This window comes from Autumnicola lenta (genome assembly GCF_031846515.1).
Classification (GTDB): domain Bacteria; phylum Bacteroidota; class Bacteroidia; order Flavobacteriales; family Flavobacteriaceae; genus Autumnicola; species Autumnicola lenta.
The window spans coordinates 251760-273785 of the sequence record NZ_JAVRHO010000001.1 but is presented as its reverse complement, the minus strand read 5'-3'; the positions used below and the strand labels follow the sequence as shown (position 1 = coordinate 273785).

Below are 22026 nucleotides of genomic sequence, written 5' to 3'. Positions count from 1 at the left end.
ACTACTAAGTGTTTTGTTTAAAGTAAAATTTTCTGGAAAAGAGACTGCGTTCCGTAAACAAGTTTCAAATCTCTACAGGTTTTAAGGAAATAATAAAATTTTCTGTTTGGTGTTAAACTTATGTTTTATAGCTATTTAGGATAAAGGTTATTGTGTATCTTAAATAAGGAAATGAAAAAATAGCTCTAAAGATCTTAGAGTAGATTAACTTAAAAATTGTAGAATATGAAAACTATTTCTTTCAAAACTATTTTAGTGGCACTTGTAACCGTTCTTGGTGCATCATTCTATGGATGTGGAGGTGCTTCGGGTACAGGAGGCATGTCTGACGGTAATTATGAACAGGGTAGGACTACCAATACTCTGGGAGAACTTCCTTATCCAGCCGCAGATATGGATTATGATAATATGTTTGGTGGCGTGGACACTGATGATTATGATCTAATGACCCTTGTGGGAATGGACCAAAACTTATCCACTTTTGCAGCACTGGCAAAATTGGCTAATGTAGATATGAAGCTGGATTACACCGGGCCGGTAACCATGTTTATTCCTACAAATGAGGCTTTTCAGAAAATGCCACTGGAGAAATTTAACATGCTCACCGATCCTTCAAATAGAGCACAATTGGGAAGATTTATACAACGTCATACTTTACCAAACAAAGTGAGTGCCGTTAATTTTAACAGCTCTCAGGCAATAGAAACGGCTTCAGAAGAAGAAATCACAGTTGATACAGAAGCAGGTGGTAGTTTAATCACTATAGGTGGTGCACAAGTCATTAAGTCAGATATTGAAGCTTCCAATGGAATTATTCACGTTGTTAATTCAGTAGTAGAACCTACCAGAGACGTGTTTAGTGAATAAAAAATAACCTTACAGGTAATTAGATACGGAGCCATGAATTTTTCATGGCTCTTTTTATATCATGCCCTTTATCAAATTGGGTTTTGAATAAACTTCCAGAAAATCATTTTATAGTATCTTTGAAAAAAATATTTTCATGGAATTAAATCTGACCAAGCCTATTTGTTTTTTTGATCTTGAAACAACAGGAACTAACCTGGTTAAGGACAGAATTGTAGAAATTGCTATTCTTAAAATTTTTCCTAACGGAAACAAAGAAAGTAAAACCTGGCTGGTAAATCCTGAGATGGAAATTCCCGAGGAAGTAATCGCTATCCACGGAATTTCTAATGAAAAAGTGGCGAACGAACCTACTTTTAAAGAGCTGGCAAACCAAGTTTACGATATGATTAAAGGCTGCGACCTGGGAGGATACAATTCCAATAGGTTTGATATTCCGCTTTTAGCTGAAGAGTTATTGCGCGTAGGTGTTGATTTTGAAATGAAAAATATGCTGGCGGTAGATGTACAGACGATTTTCCATAAAAAAGAACAACGTACCCTTTCTGCAGCTTACCAGTTTTACTGCGGAAAAGATCTGGAAGATGCTCACAGCGCTCAGGCAGATACCAATGCTACCTATGAGGTTCTAAAATCCCAGCTCGATAAGTATGACGATTTGACCAATGATATTAAGTGGTTGGCGGGCTTTAGCGCAAGAAGACGATTTGCCGATTTTGCCGGATTTATTACCTACGATAAGAAAGGCCAGGAAATTTTTGCTTTTGGAAAGTACAAGGGAAAAGGAGTAGAAAAAGTGCTGGAAGAAGAACCGGGATATTTTGGATGGATTCAAAATGCCGACTTTCCACTGTACACTAAGAAAGTCCTTACCGCAATTAAGTTAAGAAAGCTGAATAACAAGCTCTAAGCTCTTCAATTTAGAAAAATAGTTCTTTTTGAAACTAAAGAAAATACAATAATTGTCATTATATGAAGATCATCTGTATTGGAAGAAATTATACCGATCATATCTCAGAATTGAAAAATGAAAAGCCGGAAGACCCTGTAATTTTTCAGAAGCCGGATACTGCTATTTTACTTAAAAAGCAGCCCTTTTTTATTCCGGATTTCTCTGATGATGTTCATTACGAAGTTGAGGTTTTGGTAAAAATCAAAAAAGTGGGTAAACATATTCAGGAGAAATTTGCGCATAAATATTATGATGAAATTGGCCTCGGGATAGACTTTACCGCAAGGGATCTACAGCAGAAACTAAAAAACAAAGGATTGCCTTGGGAAAAAGCAAAAGCCTTTGATGGAGCAGCCGTGATAGGTGAGAAATGGTTGCCAAAAAAAGAGATAAAAGATATAAATAATCTTAACTTTAGTCTTTTAAAAAACGAGAAAACTGTTCAAAATGGCAATACTTCTCTAATGTTATGGAAAATTGATGAGTTAATTGCCTACGTTTCCACATTTTTTACACTTAAAATCGGGGATGTTCTTTTTACAGGTACCCCTGCAGGCGTGGGTAAAGTGGAGACCAATGATAGACTAGTAGGTTTTATCGAACAAGAACAGATATTTTCAATCCAAATCAAATAACCTATGAGTAGCTATAACCTGGAAGAAGTTAAAGAAATGGCCGGTGGGGACGAAGATTTTATGAAAGTCGTGGTGCAAACTTTTCTGGAAGAAATTCCACCAGATGTAGAAGCAATGAAGGAAGCCATTGCTAATGGTAATGCAGGTCTTGCTTATCAATTCGCCCATAAAATGAAACCTAACCTTCAGCTTTTTGGCCTTAATTTGATGAACCAGATTCGCGTAATCGAAGCCTGGTCCAAGGAAGGGAAAATGAAAGATGAAGTTCCTGAAGCGGCGACAATAATTTCTGAAAAAGTAAATGTTGCAAGTAGCGCCTTAAAACGAGATTTTGACCTCTAATGACTGCTGAAATAATAACTATTGGTGACGAGATCCTTATCGGGCAAATCGTCGATACCAACTCTGCACATATCGCACAGGAACTAAATAAGATAGGAATAGCTGTTCATCAGATAATTTCTATTCAGGATGAAAAAGAACATATCCTTCAAACCTTCAGGGATTCAGCGGCAAGGGCAGAGGTGGTAATTATCACCGGAGGGCTTGGTCCAACCAAAGACGATCTTACAAAGTATTGCCTTTCTGAATATTTTAATGATGTCCTTGAGCTTAATGAAGATGTTCTGAAGAATGTCGAGAAAATTTTTGAAAAAATTGAAAACGCCCAGGTTTCCGATTTAAATCGTGAACAGGCCATGGTCCCTTCAAAAGCTTCCGTTTTACATAACAAATTCGGCACTGCACCAGGTTTGTGGCTAAAGAAGGACAAGACAGTATTTATAGCTGTTCCGGGAGTTCCCTTTGAAATGAAGACCCTAATGGAACGGGAAATCATTCCCAGGTTAAAAGAAGAGTTCAACCGGCCGTATATTTACCATAAAACTATCCGTACTTATGGACTGGGAGAAAGTGCGCTGGCAGAGCGCATTGAAGAGTGGGAAAATAACCTGCCGAAAGCTATAAAACTTGCGTATCTGCCCGGTCTGGGAACTGTGCGGTTGCGACTTTCCGGCAAGGGTGAGAATGAAGAGGAACTTAAACTTTCTATAGAAAGGGAGTTTGAGAAACTCTATCCTTTACTGGAAGATATAATTGCCGATTCGGTTTCTGAAGATGATAATATTGAGGAGACGATTAGCAAACTCCTTTCTTCCAGAAATCAGTTCCTTTCGGCTGCAGAGAGTTGTACCGGCGGGGCTTTGGCAGCGCAGTTTACCCTTAATCCCGGAGCTTCTACCTGCTTTAAAGGCAGTATCGTTTCTTATGCTACCCAGGCAAAAAAAGAAATTCTGAATGTGCCTTCAGAAGAAATTGAAAAATATAGTGTGGTAAGCGCTGAAGTTGCAGAGAAAATGGCAATGAATGCAAAAGAAATATTTAAATCTGATTATGCCATAGGAACAACAGGAAATGCCGGTCCCACAAAAGGTGAAAGTGATGCCGATGTGGGTACTGTTTTTATAGGTCTCGCCACCCCAACTGGTGTATATTCGAAAAAATTTGTTTTTGGAAACAACAGGGAGCAGGTGGTTCAGAAAACCGTAAATAAATCTTTTGAGTTGATTTTAAGGGAATTAACGAAAATTTAAGCAGGAATTGCAATTAAAAAGAAGTTTTTCAGTAGCAATTTTTCTAATATAATTCCTTTAAATAATTTTTATTTTAGGTTGTCAGTTACATAAAAAAATCGTTAATTTGCAGCCTGTTTTGAAATAACGAGTTTAAAGAATAGAGCAATGTCAAGAGTTTGTGAACTTACAGGTAAAAAGGCGATGGTCGGGAACAATGTTTCTCATGCAATGAATAAGACCAAGCGTAAATTTAATGCCAATTTGGTTAAAAAACGTTTTTTTATTCCTGAAGAGGATAGATGGGTTACTTTGAAAGTTTCAACATCTGCGCTTAAAAATATCAATAAAAAAGGCATCTCTGCTGTAATTAAAGAGGCAAGAGAAAAAGGATTCATGAAGAAATAAGTCCTAAGCAAAAAAACAGAACGAAATGGCAAAGAAAGGTAATAGAGTACAGGTTATATTAGAGTGCACAGAGCACAAGGGAACAGGAAAACCTGGAACCTCAAGATATATCACAACCAAAAATAAAAAGAACAGCCCTGATAGATTAGAGTTGAAGAAATTCAATCCTATCTTGAAGAAAATGACTGTTCATAAAGAAATTAAATAATTGAGTCATGGCAAAGAAATCAGTAGGATCAATCCAAACAGGGACAAAAAGGTTAACCAAAGCAATTAAAATGGTTAAATCTCCAAAGACAGGTGCCTATACATTTGTTGAATCGATAATGGCTCCTGAGGACGTAAACGATTTTTTGAATAAAAAATAATCGGAAACTTTCCCATTGTATAGAATAAAAGCCGTCCCGATATCATCTGGACGGCTTTTTCTTTTTGTTTATATTTACACTTCATGTTCTGGAAATTTCTTCCGGAATTTCGTGATTCTAAACCTATCAAGAAATGAGTTTATTTAAGAAGATTTTTTCCAAGGAAAAGAAAGAAACGCTGGATAAAGGACTTGAAAAGTCCAAAAGTAATTTCTTCTCAAAAATGAGTAAGGCCGTTGCCGGTAAAGCAAAGGTAGATGAAGAGGTGCTGGATGATCTGGAAGATGTTTTGGTGAGCAGCGATGTTGGTGTGGCAACGACCATTAAAATTATAAAAAGAATAGAAGAGCGCGTGGCCCGCGACAGGTATTTAGGGACAGATGAACTTAACCAGATCCTGCGCGAAGAAATAGCCGGTCTTCTTTCTGAAACCAATAGCGGTGAAGCTTCAGAAATTCATGTGCCTGAAAATACAAAGCCTTACGTAATTATGGTGGTGGGAGTTAACGGAGTAGGAAAAACGACAACTATCGGGAAACTGGCGCATCAGTTCAAGGGTGCCGGGAAAAAAGTTGTCCTTGGTGCGGCCGATACTTTTAGGGCTGCAGCTATAGACCAACTCCAGATTTGGGCAGACAGGACCGGCGTTCCTATTGTAAAACAAAGTATGGGCAGCGATCCGGCTTCGGTAGCGTTCGATTCGGTTCAGGAAGGCGTTAAACAGAATGCAGATGTTGTTCTAATCGATACCGCCGGGAGATTGCACAATAAAGTAAACCTTATGAAGGAGCTTTCTAAGGTAAAACGTGTGATGCAAAAGGTAATTCCAGATGCTCCGCACGAAGTTTTGCTGGTTCTGGATGGTTCTACAGGGCAAAATGCTTTTGAACAGGCTAAGCAATTTACGGCGGCTACAGAGGTTACTTCACTTGCAGTTACCAAACTTGATGGAACTGCAAAAGGCGGAGTGGTGATTGGAATCAGCGATCAGTTTCAGATTCCGGTTAAATATATTGGAGTAGGAGAGGGAGTAGAAGATTTGCAGGTTTTCAACAAGTACGAATTTGTAGATTCTTTCTTTAAATAGATAACAGTAGGTTGATAATTGCCATTTTTGAGGTACCGCTAAATTTGCATTTAGACAGAAATTAATGAAAAAGATCATTTTAGTTTTTTTAGCTTTTCTTGCAGTTTCCTGTGCAGATAATAAGAAAAATGAAGCTGAACAGCCTGTTCAGGATACTGTTAATGCTTCTGAAGAGCCGGAATACAGAGTTTTAGACTCAAAATTTATCAATAAGGATTCTCTTATGGCTCCTTTTGCTGAAGAATTGGCAAATTTCTCTGAAGAGCGTTATTCAGAAATAAAACCACTGATTTTTGATCAGAATATTCCTGAAATTCAGGACGCAATACTGTCCGGAGCGCTTACTTATGAAGAATTAGCACTGTTTTACCTAAAACGGATTCAGAAATTTGACAGAAATAATAACCGGTCCTTAAATTCGGTTATTTTCCTGAACCCAAATCTTCTGAAAGAAGCCAGAGCAAAGGATCAGGCTAGTAATGAAGGTCAAAAACATGCAATTTTCGGTATTCCGGTGCTTCTAAAAGACAATATTAATACTGAAGATATGCCTACGACAGCTGGTGCGGTAGCGCTTCAGAATAATTTAACCGGCGATGCGTTTATCGTCGAAAAACTGAAGGAAAACGGTGCATTGATCCTGGGAAAAGCTAATCTTAGTGAATGGGCGTATTTTTTCTGCGGAGAATGTCCCAGTGGCTATTCGGCAGTTGGTGGGCAAACCCTAAATCCTTACGGAAGAAAAATTCTGGACACCGGGGGCTCAAGTTCGGGAAGCGCAGTGGCTGTAGCGGCAAATCTTGCTCCTGTGGCAGTAGGTTCTGAAACTTCAGGATCTATTTTGTCACCTTCCAGTCAAAATTCTGTGGTAGGTTTAAAGCCCACAATCGGTGTTTTAAGCCGCAGCGGAATTATTCCAATTTCGAGCACACTCGATACTCCGGGACCTATCACAAAATCTGTGGTGGATAATGCCATTCTACTTTCAGCAATGACAGGGCAGGATCCTGAAGATCCAACGACTCAAAACACCGCTGTAATTTCAAATTATGATACTCCGCTGGAAAATTCGTCTTTGGAAGGGAAAAGATTTGGTGCTATTGAAGGCTTGATGGAAGATTCGCTTTATGTGCGTGCTGTAAACGATCTCAAGAATGCAGGGGCAGAAGTAATAATCTATAAAGCTGAAGAAATTGAACTGCCAAACTTTCTGCGACTGCTTAATTTAGATATGAAGAAAGACCTTCCGGCTTACTTTCAGAATTACGGAGGGGAATTAGAGGTTGCCAATGTAGAGGATGTCTATCACTATAATACTCAGGATTCACTCGCAAGAGCGCCATATGGTCAATCTTTGTTTGAAGGAATTATGAAGGATTCTGCCACCGAGCAGGAATTTACGGCCGTTAAAGACACCCTCAGGCTTAACGGAAGGGCATTTTTTGATGTTCCTATGGAAGAACACAATCTGGATGCGGTAATCTCGATAAATAATTACCATGCCGGCTATGCCGCGGTTGCGCAATATCCAGGTATCACCGTTCCCATGGGCTATGGAGAAGATGGCGCTCCACGCGGACTCACAATATTTGCAAAACCTTTTGAAGAACAGCAGCTTCTTGAATGGGCTAAAGAATTTGAAACAGTTTCCCAACGCCGGATCTCTCCGGAAAACTACACTGATTAATGTCCAGACGAAACCTCGTTTTAATTTCTAAAATTATTTTCTTCTATAGCGTCTTCTACATTATTATGAAGATAATTGCCATTTTTGGAGGTGCATGGATTTTGCCAAATCTCGTGCTTACTATTCCCTATGCCATTTTTGTAGCCATTGGTGCTTATATGGTGAAAACTGAAAAATATAGCTGGGCGTATGTAATTGCTGGTGTGATAGTTATATCTATTGTACGATATTATGAAAGCGAATGGCTGTTGGAACTTCAGCAATATTTCAGTTAGCATCAATTCTTCTAAAGAATCTTTATTTCTAATTTTAGGTTGTATCTTTGCACGCGCTTTTAAAAGGTTAGTAATCACAGAATTCGTGATAATTAAGAAAAGCAGATAAATAGAAAATTTGAGTATGAGGACGAAGTCGATCAAGAAGAACAGGATTAATGTAGTGACACTTGGCTGTAGTAAGAATGTTTACGACAGTGAAGTTTTGATGGGGCAACTGCGTGCCAATAAAAAGGACGTAGTGCACGAGGAAGAGGGAAATATTGTAGTGATTAATACCTGTGGTTTTATAGATAATGCCAAAGAGCAGTCGGTGAACACCATTCTTGAATTTGTAGAAAAGAAGGAGCAGGGAGAGGTAGATAAGGTCTTTGTAACCGGATGTTTGAGTGAGCGTTATAAACCCGACCTTCAAAATGAAATTCCCAATGTAGATCAGTATTTCGGAACAACAGAATTACCGGGATTATTAAAAGCACTGGAAGCCGATTACAAACATGAGCTTATTGGTGAACGATTGACTACAACTCCAAAAAATTACGCTTACCTAAAGATTGCTGAAGGTTGCGACCGGCCATGTTCTTTTTGTGCAATTCCGTTAATGCGGGGTGGCCACAAGTCTACTCCTATAGAAAATCTTGTTACCGAAGCTAAAAATCTTGCAGCGCAGGGAGTAAAAGAGCTTATTCTTATCGCGCAGGACCTTACTTATTACGGACTCGATCTTTATAAAAAACGAAATTTAGCTGAACTTCTTGAAAACCTTGTTAAGGTTGAGGGAATTGAATGGATCCGTCTTCATTATGCGTTTCCTACCGGTTTCCCGATGGATGTTCTGGATGTTATGAAGCGGGAGCCTAAAATTTGCAATTATCTCGATATTCCTTTGCAGCATATTTCTGATGATTTGCTGAAGTCGATGCGACGCGGAACAACTCATGAGAAAACCACAAATCTTCTGAAGGAATTCAGAAGCAGAGTTCCGGAAATGGCAATAAGAACAACGCTTATTGTAGGTTATCCAGGTGAAACTGAAGAACATTTTCAGGAGTTAAAAGAATGGGTAAAGGAGATGCGATTTGAACGTCTGGGCTGTTTCACCTATTCTCATGAAGAAAATACGCACGCCTATAATCTTGAAGACGATGTGCCGCAGGAAGTAAAGCAGCAGCGCGCCAATGAAATCATGGAAATTCAGTCACAAATTTCCTGGGAACTGAATCAGCAAAAAATAGGTAAAACCTTCAAAGTAGTTATCGATCGTAAAGAAGGAAATTACTATGTAGGTCGTACAGAATCTGATTCTCCAGATGTTGATAACGAGGTTCTGATCGATGCTACTTCAGTTTACCTTAAAACAGCAGAATACTACGAAGTTAAAATTACTGAAGCTGCCGACTTCGATTTATACGGAGAAGCGGTAAACGTAAAAGCTGAAAAACCTTCCAGAAAGGAACTTAAGGTAAGAACGGTATAAGTTTCTCTCCTGCAAGGTCTTTTTTGGTCCTTGTAGGTTTAAATGGAAATGCAAAAAAACCTACAAGGTTTTTAAAACCTTGCAGGTCTGAAATCTAAGGACTTTCCACTCTCCACTTAAATTTTAAGCCACCGTAATTTTATCGTTCAGATAAACACTCTGTACACTTTCCAGAATGTCCACACCTTCTTTTAAAGGACGCTGAAAGGCTTTTCTTCCCATAATGAGTCCGCTGCCACCTGCACGTTTGTTGATAATTGCAGTTCTCACGGCCTCTTTATAATCTGATTCCCCTTTAGAACCACCTCCGGAATTTATCAAGCCGATTTTCCCCATATAACAATTGGCGACCTGAAGCCGGCAAAGATCAATTGGATGATCTGTGGTAAGGCTTTCGTACATTTCTTCGTCATGTTTGGCAAAGTCGATTTCACGAAAACCATAGTTATTGGTAGGCAGTTTCTGTTTAATGATATCAGCTTTTATGGTGACACCAATATGATTGGCCTGCCCTGTAAGATCGGCTGCACTGTGGTAGTCGTCGCTATCGGTTTTAAATTCGCTGTTACGGGTATAGCACCAAAGGATAGTTGCCATTCCTAATTGGTGAGCTTCTTCAAAAGCTTCAGCAATTTCCTGTATTTGTCGGTTACTCTGTTCTGATCCAAAGTAAATAGTGGCTCCAATGGCCGTTGCTCCCAGATTCCAGGCTTCCTTTACTGTTCCATAGGAAATCTGGTCGTACTTATTTGGGTAAGTAAGCAGCTCGTTATGATTGATCTTCACTACAAACGGAATTTTATGAGCGTACTTCCTGGAGTGAAGGGCAAGTGCACCAAAAGTGGATGCCACACCATTACAACCGGCTTCTACAGCCAGCTTCACGATGTTTTCGGGATCAAAATAATCCTGATTTTTATAAAACGAAAACGCCGCGGAATGCTCGATTCCCTGATCGATAGGCAATATGTTGATATAACCCGTTCCGCCCAAATTGCCGTGGTTGTAGAGCTGAGCGAGATTTTTCAATACCTGCGGACTCCTGTCGCTTTCCCTGAAATTATCCACGCTTTCCGGTCCCGGAACTTGCAGGCGCTCCTTCGGAATTTTTTTGCTGACGTGGTCGAGATAATAAGAAGCATCGTCTCCTAAAATTTCTGTTATTTCATTTAATTCTTTCATAGCTGTTCTGGTTTATTGTCGTGAATTCTTTTAGTTATTTTTTATATTCCAAATGGATAAGTCTCGGGTGTGAGGTCACCCTGTGGTTTTATTTTTAGTGGGTGCAAAGCTTCTGTTTGGTCAATAAACAGGAAGGCATCGTAACGATCAGACATACGGGAGGGGACATAATTGCCTCTTTCCCAGTCGGGATGGTAAACGACACCTATTGCGCGATGGCCTATTTTTTCTGAAAAAGCTTCTTTTAGTTCGGGATGTTCATCAAAAATTATAAGTTTATCGGCAGGATCAGACTTATGTAATTGTCGTTCCAGACTTCCTTCAATTCCTTTTGGCACTTTCATTTTCTGCATGGGAGCACCCCAGCTACTGCCGGCCATCACCGAACCTGAATAAGATCCAAAACCTACCAGCACCACGCCTTCATCGTTATGCTGTTCCCGCACAAGTTGCCCAACGTTTAGTAGTCCGCTGGCAGCCATTCCTGTAGCACGCGCATCCCCAACATGGGTGTTATGTTCCCAAACGATCACCTTTGCATCAGGATCGTGGTAATCCATCAAAGTATTCAATGTTTCCACCATATGCCGGTCGCGCACATTCCAGGAGTCATCCCCAAAACCAGCCATAGACTCATAATATTTTTCAGCATTAGCCATAACAAGCGCATTTATTTCCGCATTTAGATCGGCTTCCTCTTCGGTGTTATAGCTATGGGCGTTATGCCGCACTTCTTTCAAAAGCTTTACGACTTCTGCTTTACAGCCTTCTTTTGCCGACTTAAACACAGATGCGTAAGAATCTCTTTCTTTATACGGTTCAAAACACCGAAAAGCGTTTCTCGCAACCTTAGCGGTCTCAGGATCTTCTTTCTCCAGATAATCAACAAGGATCTCCATAGAATCCCAAAGACTGTAAACATCCAGGCCATAAAATCCAATTTTCTTTTCGTCAATAATTTTGCTGTTATGGTCTTTGAGCCAGGTTGCAAAAGCGGCAATTTCCCAGTTCGCCCACATCCAGGTGGGCCAGCGGTTAAACTCCTTCAATACATCCTGGATATTTTCTCCGGAATTAGGATAATTTTTTATCCATTTATTGATTTTATAACAGTCGGGCCAGTCACCTTCAACGGCAATAAAGGAAAACCCTTTTTCTTCTATAAGTCGTTTCGAAATCTGCGCCCGCCAAGCGTAATATTCATGGGTGCCATGGCTGGCTTCACCTAAAAGTACATATTTAGAGTTCCCGATCCTGTCCAGAAGAGGATCCAGGTCTTCGGAATTTTGGAGGTTATGGTAATACTTTTTTAAATCGGAATTATCGGTCTTCACAGAAATCATCGCACTTCATTTTTAGGTTGTTTCCTGAAGTTAAGTAAATTAAAAAGGACTATTGAAATGAGGAGTTATAAAAAAATGATAAAAAGTCTAAGGGTACTGGTAAAAAATGCCTTGGGTAAAGGGTGTCCAAAGACAGGCTTTCATTTTGGAATTTTTAAGTCCGCTATTTATCCAGGTGTTACAGGTCTTAAGTGGATTTAAAGAACCTTTGGCATAGTAAAATGCATCACGGGAGTTGTAATGAAGATTTGGTACGGGCCGAATATTTCCGTTTTCATCCAGCTCAAAACTATTGTGGAAATATTCGACAAGTTCAGCATATTGTTCTTTGGTAATAGACAATGCAACTGTATTTTCATTTTGAAGTATTACCCTATGTAATTCCACGTGTAATGCTGCCGGTGTATCCAGAAAAAGGGAATTAAAGGCGGTCTTTAAAGTAAGATCTTCCCACTGTGGGGTAGTCCTGTAAAATTCCAGATCGCCCCAACCAAAGCCAATGTACTGGTAATCTTTGGGAGAAGTGCCAAAATGTTCTTCTTTTATAATTTTGTTCCAATCCCAAAGATCAGATCGAATAGGAACTGCCAAATCTGTATGTGCGCCGTTGGAAATAAGAAACACAGGAATTTCCTTTTCCTTATTTGTTTCCTTATTATTAACCGGAATAATACTTCCTATTAGTGCCAGTATCAGGTAAATGAAGAATGGGAGTAAAAAGATAAAAATGCCATTCCGCAGGTAACGTAGAAATTTCTTCATAGGAAAGAAATATTTTTAGGGTAGAAATCTGATCTTTTCAGAACAATTAAAAGCTGTTGCTGGTTATCATTATGATTTTTTCCGGCGTTTCCTGTAATCTATAAAGATGTAAATTCCGTAAGCGACAATTCCGACGCCACCAATCCAGTACATTCCATTTTCCAAAGTTGAAATATCTTCAGAAAAATATCCAATGGCTATAGATAGGGGAAGCATTCCGCAGAAAGTAGCCAACATAAATTTCTTGAATTTCATTCTAAGCATTCCTGCAATAAAGCTGATGGAATCGTTGGAGAGTAACGGAGAAATTCTGAAAAGGATGACAGATCCAAAAGCGTAATTATTAATCCAGAAACCCATTTTTTCCAGTTTGTCTTCTCCAACTACTCCTTCTAAAAGTACCTGTAATTTAATGCCGATAAAATATCCTATGGCAGAGGCGAGCATAACCCCGGTAAGCGAGATAAGGACTCCCAGCCAAAAACCGTATGCCATTACTGCAACAATTACAGGCAACCAGGAAGGAAAAACAATCAGGAACATTTGTAAAATAATGAATACAATAATGGCTAGAGGACCCCAGACCCCAAATTCTTTAAAATATGACCGCGTTTCTTTAGTATTTCCGCTTAAAATAACATCTACAGTCTCATCTATAAAATCCTTAAAAGCCGGAAATACGAAATATGTAGCCACGAGACAGGCGAGAATAAATCCGGAAAGGGCAAAAGAGGAATATTTTGAGAATTTCTTCAATCTGTAATCTGAACATTCTAAGTTGTCTTCATAAAAATAATAAAACTTCTTATGTAGAGAACTTATACAGCAAATTCTTAACAGTTAGGGTTAAATATTTCTTATAGAAAATTGAGAAAAAGTGTGCCGCAAAAAATGCCAATTATCGACCAGCTTTGAATTGAGATACAAAATTAATAAATGTCAATATTTGCCATTTATGAGGTATGGCTTTTAGAAGCAGCCGGTTCTTATATTTTCCTGTCCTTCCGTGTTATCAAGAAATAACAATAAATAATAAAAATTTATAATAGAAAATAATTTATTTAGCAGATGGATTTAGCAAAACCGGCTCTCCATAGTCAAGAGTTTCAAGTTTGTCAAGTTGTGTTTCAGCATCGCCAACGATCAGGTAGTACATCTTATCGGGATCAATATATTTTTTAGCTAAGTTCTGGATTCCTTCAACAGTCATTTCTTCCACCAGTTTTTCCCGTTGTTTTACGTAATTCTTATCCAGATTGTAATTGTTGATATCACTGAGCATATCCAGCTTCGAATTTAAAGTTTCGAACTTTCTTGCATTACTTTTTATCATATAACCTTTAGTAACTTCCAGATCATTCCTGTCGAAATTTTCCGGATACTTTTTTAGGATTTCTTTTATCAGTAAAGCAGCTTCGCTAGTAATATTGGAGCGCACTCCTGTGGAAATCATGAATGGGCCGGTATTTTCATCACCGTAAAACCCGGAACGAATTCCATAGGTATAACCTTTTCCTTCCCTTAGTTCCTGTGTAAGCTGAGAAGCAAAACTTCCGCCACCAAGACGGTAATTCATTACTTCTGCAGGATAATAATCTTCATCTGTTGCAGCTAATGCCGGAGTCCCGAACCTGAAAACCGACTGTTTTGCACCCGGGACGTCATAAAAATATACCTGGGCTTCTTCCGGTTCTTGAGGTTCCGGTATTTCCGGAAAACGGAAATTTTTAACCGGCCAGTTAGCTCCAATTCCTTTTAGCGGATCCACAGCCTCTTCTTTATCCAGCGCACCCACAACCATAAAGTCAGAACTTAAAGGGGAGAGGTAGGTATTATAGTAATTTTTCAGGTCTTCCATAGTAATACTTTCTACGGAAGCTTTTGTGCCGAGAATGTTATGGGAAAGGATATTTTCCGGACCGTAGACCAATTTTTTAAATTCATTACTCGCAATGCTGTTTGGGTCAGCTTCCATTTGCTGAATCCTGCTTAGCACTTCCTGTTTTGCGAGCTGAAACTCTTCTTCATCCCAACGCGGCTCCAGGAGGATCTCTTTTACAAGTTCCATTGTTTCCGCATAATTTTTGGCCAGAGTACTTCCGCTTAAGCTAATTCTTTCGTCACTCGTGTGTACGTCAATATCAGATCCCAGAAGCTCTATGGCTTCTTCCAGCTCCTGCGGAGTTCTTTCCTTTGTTCCTTTTGTCATTACTTCTGCTAAAAGGTTAGAAACTCCCACTTTATCAGGATCTTCCAACATCAGGCCACCTTTCATTTGCAAAGCGAATTTCACAAGAGGAACTTCTGTATTTTTAATTCCGGAAACGCTTATTCCGGAAGGTAAATTAGCTTCCCATACTTCCGGTTCAATCAGCTCTGGTTTTGAGCTGTAGGGAGGTTCAGTACTTCTGTCGAAAGTTGTCGGTGTCTTTTCGTAGGCAACTTCTTCGTTTAGATCTATGTCGCCTTCAGCTCCTTCCACGATTTGCTCTTCCACAACTTCAGCTTCTTCAGAGCCTTCTAAAGCAAGTTGGGCCTGTCCCTTCGGAATAAAACTAGTCGCGACATAAGGTTTGTTCTTCATGTATTTCTCATAAACCCGCATCACATCTTCCGCAGTTACCGAAAGTATTTTTTCGACTTCCTTGTTGATGTAATTGGGGTCGTTGGCGAAGATTTCATACTGAGCGAGCTGAAAGCCTTTCCCTAAAACGCTGGAAATACCATTGTAGAAATTGCTTTCCTGCCCTGCTTTTATTCTCTTTAAATCCTTCTGCGGAATACCTTCTTCTTCAAATTTTCTGAAGGTTTCTTCAATGGCTGCCTTTACAGCATCCAAATCTTTACCATCATAAGCTCTTACCTGAAGCATCAGCTGCCCGGCCAGTTCTGAGGTATAATTGAACATATTCACTCTTCCCGTTAGCTGTTTGTCGGCTACAAGATTCTGATAAAGAGGTGCATTCTTTCCGTCAGCAAGATAATTGGCCAGTAATTCCAGTGCATAGGAATCTTCGTGGTAAGAATAGACTGAAGGCCATGCTATGGTGAGCTCCGGCAGGTTGGCAAAGTTATCTTCATAATACAACTTCTTTGTTTCACTTAATTCCACAGGTTGTTTTTCCTGCCGCTGCATCTCATCACCGCGGGGGATTTCATCAAAATATTTATGAACCCACTCTTTTGCCTGTGCTTTATCAAAATCTCCGGCAATGGTAAGCGTTACATTATTAGGGACATACCACTTGTTGTAAAAATCCTTAACATCCTGAAGCGTGGCGTTTTGAAGGTCTTCCAGAGAACCAATTACCTGCCAGTTGTATGGGTGGATTTCGGGATATAGATTTTTGTCGATAACATACATGGTGTGGCCATAAGGAGCGTTGTCTACACGTTGCCTCTTTTCATTTTTCACAACCTCTTTTTCCTTCGCGAGTACGGGTTCGGTTACTGTATTTATAAAAAAGCCGAGTTTATCTGCTTCTGCCCAGATCATTTTTTCAAGGGCATCATTGGGTACGGTCTGGAAATAATTCGTCCTGTCCCTGCTGGTAGAACCGTTTGCCCCGCTTCCTCCAATACGCGCACTCATTTTATCGAGTCCGCCTTTTCCAAGATTTTCAGATTCGAGGAAGAGCAAATGTTCAAAGAGATGGGCAAATCCTGTGCGGCCTTCTTTTTCCCTTGCAGAACCTACATGAGCGGTTAAAGCCACTGCAACTACGGGATCAGATTCATCTACGTGCAAGATAACATTTAGTCCGTTTCTTAGGGTAAAAGTTTCAAAATCGACATTAAATCTGGTTGATACATTTTGCTGATCCTGAGCGGAAACATTTCCGAAGATCAAGGTTATAAAAAGAGTAAAGAATAAATTTCTAATGTTCATGTGGTTTTAATCTTTTGTTTTAGCAGATTTTATGCTGCCACGAGGTAGCTAACGTAAGCAATATATAATCCCAATAGTAAAATTCCTTCCCAGCGCTCCAGTTTTCTTCCTTTTCCGGTGAAAATAAAAATGAAAAGAAGCAGACCCGCTGCAATATTGACGAAAATATCAAAAAACGCACCATCTTTTAGATAGAGCGGGGCAACGGTGGTGGAAACACCAAGGATCAGGAAAATATTGAAAATATTAGATCCTACTACGTTTCCTATTGCAATATCCACGTTCTTCTTTCTTACAGCAATAATCGATGTGGCAAGTTCCGGCAGCGAAGTTCCAATAGAAACTACGGTAAGACCAATTACTCTTTCTGAAAGTCCTATAACTTCTGCAATGCCTACTGCACTGTCAACTATTAACCTGCCGCCAAGTATAAGGCCGGCCAGGCCAAGGATCATAAAGACAACAGCCTTTCCGGTAGTATAATCTTTGGTCTCCATTTCTTCCTCTTCTCCGCCTGCTTTTGTCATGGTTAGATTGTACACAAGAAAAATTGCAAAGAACAGAAGTAAAACAATCCCTTCAGACCTGGAAATAATATTATCTGGAGTGCCATCGAGTAAAACATCGGCTGCAATTACAAGGACACAGACAGCTGCAAGAAGACTCAAGGGTATTTCTAACCAGGTGGTGTTGTTTTTAACCGTCAATGGATAAATAATAGAAGCAATTCCCAGGATTCCCAGGATGTTGAAAATATTACTACCCAGGACGTTACCCAAAACCATTTCGGTACTACCGCTAACGGCAGCAAAAAGGTTTACCACCAGTTCCGGAGCAGAAGTCCCGAAGGCAACAATGGTTAACCCGATAACAATATTCGGAATACCCATTTTTACGGCTACACTGGAGGCTGCATCTACAAGCTTTGTTGCACCAAAAATAAGGGCTGCAAAGCCAAAAATCAGAAGGACGATGTCTATAAACATTATATGGATTTCTGGTGTAAATATATCATTCAGAAATGAATTCTAATTTTTTATTTTAAGCATGGTTTCAGCGGAAGAAGAATCATTTATGCTGACTAATTATTTACAAAAAAGAGTGAATTCACGAAGAAAAGTTTTCCGTTTTCCCAGAAGGATCTGAAAAGCGGATTATCCACCAAGTAAATTATGCTTCCGTTGCCCAGACTTTCTTCCCCGAACACGACCGAATTCTTCAGGTTTTGCTGAGCTTCACTTCCGGCAAATCCGGACACTATTTCGGGATCCTGGATGTAAGCCACATTATACCCGTCATTCAATAAACTGTAACTGTCACTATTTAATTTTAAGCTGAAGTAGCTGTCTCCATAACCAAAAGCCATAGGATGGGTATTGTCCAGCTTGGTTTTCACAATACTTCCGGTAATCAAGTTTTTAATACTTTCCCTTTCCCGCTGATTATACGGAACAAGATTTCCTGTTTTTGTAGAATCCTCCGGTTTTTCTGCTTCATTTTCTTTTAACTTAAAATCATCTCTTCCGCTAAAATATCCTGCCGCTTCACCAATAGCTATCAATTTCCCGCCGTTGCGAACCCAGCTTTTGATATTTTCTAAAACAGTTTCAGAAAAAACATCTTCATAATACCCTTCCGGCATTACTAAAACATCAAATTGGAATAGATTAATTCTTTCAAAATAATCTATATCAATCCGTGTGATAGGATAATTTAAATCCTGTTCAAAGAAATGCCAGATTTCGCCGTAATTCAGGGAAGAAATATCTTCTCCTTTTAGTACTGCGATTCGCTCTGGGTTTACCAGTTTCACGTCCGGTGATCCAAAGTCGGGGCCGCTGCCGGCAAAGCTGCTATTAGCGGTAAGAAGTTGTCGGTTATGTTTGTTCGCAATTTCAATAACTTTTTCATCAAAACTTTCAGTATTGCGGTTATCACTTTTAGTAATAATCAGGCTTCCGCGGTCAAACTGCTGACCCTGACTCTCAAAAGGAACTTCTGAAAATCTCACCCTGATATTCTCGTTTAAAAGTGCAGCCAGAAAACGTGCATCCTGCATACTGTTCCATTTGGAAATATACCCTGCTCCCGAAGGATTTGCAATGTTTTCAATGTTCTTTTCCGGAGTAGTACTGGCAGTAGAAATACTGCGCGGGCTTGCAATTGCTTCCAGTCCATAGGCATAAGGAATGCTCCAGGCAGTGATATCATAAGTAAGCGAATCGACCAGTTTGGTGGCCGGTTCAAAAAGCACTTTTACCATTTTGCCTTTTGGCTGGTCGCTGCTTACCACAAGCGTTTCTTCTGTTGCATTAGTAGTGCTGCTTTGGCCACTACTGTAATTATAACCTCTGATTTTCTGATTTTCCGCATTTTGATATTTTATCTCTTGCCTGTCCAGGAGCTGCTTAACGGCTGCAATTTTATCCGGATTTCCGCTAAGGGCATAGCTGTTATATTCAAATTCTTCTTGATTGCTGAAGAACTTATTGAATTCCGCATTTAGTTCCTGTGCGTTTTGGGAAGCCATTTCAATGGTAGAAAGTCCGGTGGTGAAGTGGTGGGCAATTCTGTCCTTTAAAGTCAGGATTTCACCCTCATCTGTTTCTATTCCCAGTCCGGCGCGGCCGTGGCCTGCCTGTTCAAAGGTCATCCCAATCGCGCCAAGGTATGTGGGATAAGTGTCGCCGTAACTCGGATAGAGAAGATCGAAACGCTCTTTGGTGAAAAAGAGCCAGCCTTCTTCATCAAAATATGCAGCATTGTTTTTGCCAATTTTTGTCTGGAATTCCCGCTGAAAAGGAGTGATCACCTCATGAAAAGGCTCGGCAGCAGGCGCGAAATAATAAGGATCATTTATTCCCTGCTCATGAAAATCTACATGAATATGCGGCATCCACTGGTTATAAATTTTTAGCCGCTGCCTGGTTTCCTTTTGCGTTGCCCATGCCCAATCGCGGTTAAGATCAAATAAATAGTGATTTGGCCGCCCACCGGGCCAGGGTTCATGATGTTCTGTAGCTGCCTGTGCCGTATTAAAAGGTGTGGCTTTTACCTGGTTGTACCAGTTTACATAACGGTCACGGCCATCTGGGTTTACAGAAGGATCGATGATAACTACAGTATTTTCCAGCAAATCTGTATTTTCAGTAATTAAAGAATAGAGGGTAACCATTGCAGCTTCTGTACTGGACGCTTCATTGCCGTGCACGTTGTAACTCAACCAGACAATGGCCTTTTGATTATCTGAAGTATTTTCTCGATTTAAAAGACCCGCGTTCTCCAAATGATTTTTTCTGATGCTTTCCAGGTTCTTTAGATTTTCTTCAGAAGAAATTATCGCATACGTCAATGCGCGACGCTCGTAGGTTTCGCCGTAAGTATGGTGCTGCACAAGCGACGAATTTTCAGCAAGATGTGCGAAATAATTTATTACATCGGCATGCCTGGAAAATTGCTCTCCGGGCTCATAGCCAAGAAAATCTTCGGGAGATTGCTGGCCGTTTAAAACCTGAAAATTTATGGAAAGAAAAGCGAATAGTGAAAATAGGTACTTCATTTAAAAGAAGATCTGGTTAAATTTTGGGTAAAGATACTGCAGGTGATGAAATTGACGGAATCTGTTCAGCATTAAAATTAGAATTCAGACATTAAAGTCCGTTTCTGTTGTTAATAATATCCTAAAAAGAGGAGAATTTACATTAGTGTTCAAAACACCTTATCTTTACAAAAAATTGATTCCAGCGCATGCCATCAGAATGTATTTCCTACGCCGAAACTAATTATTTTACCAATTTAATTTTGGATTATCTGTCTCAGAAACCAGAGGTGCAGAAATTTTATAACCGGTACCCCAAAATTGGCAATTTTCGGGACCAGATTGAGGAGAAGAAAGCTTCTTTTTCTTCAGAAAAGCGGCAGGTTTTGGTGAAGGTGCTGGAAAAGCAGTACGATAATGTGGAAATTTCGGGTGCCACCGCGGAGAATATAAAATCCCTGAGAGACGAGAATACTTTTACGGTTACTACGGGTCACCAGCTGAATCTATTTTCAGGTCCGCTGTACTTTCTCTATAAAATTGTTTCTACCATAAATCTTACAACAATCCTGAAGGAAAAGCATCCGGAATATAATTTCGTTCCTGTGTACTGGATGGCGACAGAGGATCACGACTTCGAGGAGATCAATTTCTTTAATTTGAAAGGTAAAAAGTTCAAATGGAATAATGCCGATAAGAAAGCCGGAAAAACTGCTGTTGGTTTTTTAAATACCGAAGGGCTTCAGGAAGTATTCAATCTTTTTTCCGCAGAAATAGGAGTTGGGAAAGATGCATTATTTCTGAAGAATTTATTTGAGAAAGCCTATTTACAGCATGATAATTTAACTGAAGCTACCCGTAATTTAGCAAATGAACTTTTTAAAGACTACGGACTCGTAATCCTGGATGCCCAGGAGAAAGAATTGAAGAAACAATTTATTCCTTACGCAAAAAATGAACTTTTGGAGCAGGTTTCTCATAAATCCACTTCAAAAAGCCTGGGAGAGCTTAGTAATTTGGGATATAATGTTCAGGTTAGTCCGCGGGAAATCAATCTGTTTTATTTAACTGAAGATTTTCGGGAAAGAATTTTAGAACGGGAAGGAAATTATTTTGTTCATGACAGGGAGGATATTAAATGGAGCCGCGAAGAAATTTTGAGAGAACTGGATGAAAATCCGGAGCGCTTTAGTCCCAATGTGGTGATGCGCCCTTTGTATGAAGAAGTGATTTTGCCAAACCTCTGTTATATTGGCGGTGGCGGGGAACTTTCGTACTGGCTGGAGTTAAAAGAATATTTTAAGGCCGAAAATGTGCCTTTTCCGATGTTGCTTTTGAGAAATTCAGCTTTAATACAAACTGAAAAGCAACGGAAAAAACGTGAGAAACTGGATATTTCAAATAAGGAACTTTTCCTGAAACAGCACGAGCTTATCAATAGAAAGGTGCGAAAAATATCAAATATCGACATAGATTTCTCACCGCAAAAAGAGCAGCTTGTGCAGCAGTTTCAGCAAATGTATGATTTAGCTAAAAAAACTGATAAAACTTTTTTGGGAGCTGTAAAAGCGCAGGAAGTAAAACAGTTAAAAGGTCTGGACCACCTGGAAAAACGACTGCTGAAGGCCCAGAAACGCAAACTAAAGGATGAAGTGACCCGAATTGCCAATCTTCAGAATGCATTATTTCCCAACGGCGCTTTACAGGAGCGACAAACAAATTTTTCAGAATTTTACGCTGAATTTGGGGAACAACTTATTCCTGCTCTCGTTGAATATTTAAACCCTTTAGAAGAAAACTTTAAAATTCTGAGTTTTAGACAAGACTAAGATTAAAACGGTCAGGGTCTGAAAAAGCCAATTTTCGATAAGTAGAAGTAGTTTAATTTCATATTCATGCACCATTACGATCCATTGCCCAAATTTCTGTTTCAGTATTTATTGAAATTCTTGAGGTGATAAGTGAAAATGAATAGAGTATAGTAA

General features: G+C 39.6%; 20 protein-coding genes. 13 read left to right on the top strand and 7 right to left on the bottom strand.

Annotated features, from left to right (window positions below):
* Window positions 1-225: 225 nt before the first annotated feature.
* The 12 genes from RM545_RS01185 (at window position 226) to rimO (ending at window position 9327) form a co-directional block, all read left to right on the top strand.
* A complete protein-coding gene (locus RM545_RS01185; protein ID WP_311493432.1) occupies window positions 226-867 on the top strand; it encodes a fasciclin domain-containing protein in 642 nt (213 codons plus the stop codon).
* 136 nt (window positions 868-1003) lie between these two features.
* Window positions 1004-1777 carry an exonuclease domain-containing protein gene (locus RM545_RS01180; protein ID WP_311493431.1) on the top strand — a complete coding sequence of 258 codons (774 nt, stop codon included), beginning with the start codon at window positions 1004-1006 and terminating at the stop codon, window positions 1775-1777.
* Window positions 1778-1839: 62 nt separating this feature from the next.
* Complete coding sequence (locus RM545_RS01175) at window positions 1840-2454, top strand: fumarylacetoacetate hydrolase family protein (protein WP_311493430.1); 615 nt, start codon at window positions 1840-1842, stop codon at window positions 2452-2454.
* A gap of 3 nt (window positions 2455-2457) precedes the next feature.
* Window positions 2458-2796 (top strand): Hpt domain-containing protein, encoded by a 339-nt coding sequence (locus RM545_RS01170; RefSeq protein ID WP_311493429.1) that lies wholly within the window; start codon window positions 2458-2460, stop codon window positions 2794-2796.
* The gene (locus RM545_RS01165; protein ID WP_311493428.1) at window positions 2796-4046 is read left to right on the top strand and encodes a competence/damage-inducible protein A; all 1251 of its coding nucleotides are present in this window, start codon (window positions 2796-2798) and stop codon (window positions 4044-4046) included. Before RM545_RS01170 ends, RM545_RS01165 begins: the two co-directional genes overlap by 1 nt.
* A 147-nt stretch (window positions 4047-4193) precedes the next feature.
* A complete protein-coding gene (gene rpmB, locus RM545_RS01160) occupies window positions 4194-4433 on the top strand; it encodes a 50S ribosomal protein L28 (RefSeq protein WP_311484497.1) in 240 nt (79 codons plus the stop codon).
* A gap of 25 nt (window positions 4434-4458) precedes the next feature.
* Window positions 4459-4641 (top strand): 50S ribosomal protein L33, encoded by a 183-nt coding sequence (gene rpmG, locus RM545_RS01155; RefSeq protein ID WP_311484496.1) that lies wholly within the window; start codon window positions 4459-4461, stop codon window positions 4639-4641.
* A gap of 7 nt (window positions 4642-4648) precedes the next feature.
* On the top strand, window positions 4649-4801 hold the full coding sequence (locus RM545_RS01150) for a DUF4295 domain-containing protein (RefSeq protein WP_311493427.1): 153 nt from the start codon (window positions 4649-4651) through the stop codon (window positions 4799-4801).
* A gap of 133 nt (window positions 4802-4934) precedes the next feature.
* Window positions 4935-5888 carry a signal recognition particle-docking protein FtsY gene (gene ftsY / locus RM545_RS01145; protein ID WP_311493426.1) on the top strand — a complete coding sequence of 318 codons (954 nt, stop codon included), beginning with the start codon at window positions 4935-4937 and terminating at the stop codon, window positions 5886-5888.
* 64 nt (window positions 5889-5952) lie between these two features.
* Window positions 5953-7575, top strand: coding sequence for an amidase family protein (locus RM545_RS01140; RefSeq protein ID WP_311493425.1), 1623 nt, complete (start codon window positions 5953-5955; stop codon window positions 7573-7575).
* On the top strand, window positions 7575-7850 hold the full coding sequence (locus tag RM545_RS01135; RefSeq protein WP_311493424.1) for a hypothetical protein: 276 nt from the start codon (window positions 7575-7577) through the stop codon (window positions 7848-7850). The genes RM545_RS01140 and RM545_RS01135 overlap by 1 nt, the downstream gene beginning before the upstream one ends.
* Before the next feature lie 124 nt (window positions 7851-7974).
* The gene (rimO, locus tag RM545_RS01130) at window positions 7975-9327 is read left to right on the top strand and encodes a 30S ribosomal protein S12 methylthiotransferase RimO (protein WP_311493423.1); all 1353 of its coding nucleotides are present in this window, start codon (window positions 7975-7977) and stop codon (window positions 9325-9327) included.
* Between the two features lie 123 nt (window positions 9328-9450).
* Here rimO and RM545_RS01125 read toward each other — a convergent pair whose 3' ends face one another.
* The 7 genes from RM545_RS01125 to RM545_RS01095 all read right to left on the bottom strand — a co-directional run bounded on the left by RM545_RS01125 (window position 9451) and on the right by RM545_RS01095 (window position 20062).
* The gene (locus RM545_RS01125) at window positions 9451-10509 is read right to left on the bottom strand and encodes a class I fructose-bisphosphate aldolase (protein WP_311493422.1); all 1059 of its coding nucleotides are present in this window, start codon (window positions 10507-10509) and stop codon (window positions 9451-9453) included.
* 41 nt (window positions 10510-10550) lie between these two features.
* Window positions 10551-11852, bottom strand: coding sequence for an erythromycin esterase family protein (locus RM545_RS01120; RefSeq protein ID WP_311493421.1), 1302 nt, complete (start codon window positions 11850-11852; stop codon window positions 10551-10553).
* 87 nt (window positions 11853-11939) lie between these two features.
* Window positions 11940-12614, bottom strand: coding sequence for a TIGR02117 family protein (locus tag RM545_RS01115; RefSeq protein ID WP_311493420.1), 675 nt, complete (start codon window positions 12612-12614; stop codon window positions 11940-11942).
* 69 nt (window positions 12615-12683) lie between these two features.
* A complete protein-coding gene (locus RM545_RS01110) occupies window positions 12684-13370 on the bottom strand; it encodes a TVP38/TMEM64 family protein (protein WP_311493419.1) in 687 nt (228 codons plus the stop codon).
* 301 nt (window positions 13371-13671) lie between these two features.
* A complete protein-coding gene (locus RM545_RS01105; protein WP_311493418.1) occupies window positions 13672-16503 on the bottom strand; it encodes a M16 family metallopeptidase in 2832 nt (943 codons plus the stop codon).
* A gap of 29 nt (window positions 16504-16532) precedes the next feature.
* Entirely contained in the window at window positions 16533-17489 is a 957-nt protein-coding gene (locus tag RM545_RS01100; protein ID WP_311493417.1) for a calcium/sodium antiporter, read from the bottom strand.
* Between the two features lie 95 nt (window positions 17490-17584).
* Window positions 17585-20062 carry a M14 family metallopeptidase gene (locus RM545_RS01095; RefSeq protein ID WP_311493416.1) on the bottom strand — a complete coding sequence of 826 codons (2478 nt, stop codon included), beginning with the start codon at window positions 20060-20062 and terminating at the stop codon, window positions 17585-17587.
* Window positions 20063-20250: 188 nt separating this feature from the next.
* On the opposite strand from RM545_RS01095, the gene bshC reads away from it, so the two are divergent.
* Window positions 20251-21870 (top strand): bacillithiol biosynthesis cysteine-adding enzyme BshC, encoded by a 1620-nt coding sequence (bshC, locus tag RM545_RS01090; protein ID WP_311493415.1) that lies wholly within the window; start codon window positions 20251-20253, stop codon window positions 21868-21870.
* Window positions 21871-22026: the final 156 nt, after the last annotated feature.